This window comes from Fructilactobacillus sp. X3R2C1 (assembly GCF_059901235.1).
In genome coordinates this window covers 1-273 of the sequence record NZ_JBWXVA010000032.1, presented here as the reverse complement: position 1 = coordinate 273, position 273 = coordinate 1, and the positions used below count along the sequence as shown (strand labels likewise).

1 protein-coding gene is annotated in these 273 nt (G+C 64.5%); it reads left to right on the top strand.

Translation table 11 applies throughout. From position 1 onward, the window contains the following. The coding region (locus tag AC6UDB_RS07045) for a SulP family inorganic anion transporter (RefSeq protein ID WP_500709551.1) at positions 1–273 on the top strand (273 nt) is incomplete at both ends.

The window sequence follows — 273 nt, the reverse complement described above, 5'->3', positions numbered from 1 at the left end:
CCTGTTGCGCGACGCCCTGGGTATTGCCACCGTCAGCTTCTGCAGCGCGATGCTGACAGCGCGCAGCTTTGCCGCCCGGCATGGCTATGCGATCAACGCCAACCACGAGTTCGTCGCCCTGGGCGTCAGCAACCTGGCGGCCGGCATCTCCCAGGGCTTTGCCATCAGCGGCGCCGACTCGCGTACGGCAGTCAACGACATGGTCGGTGGCAAAAGCCAGCTGGTGGGCATCATCGCGGCATTGGTGATCGCCCTGATCCTGCTGTTCTTCAC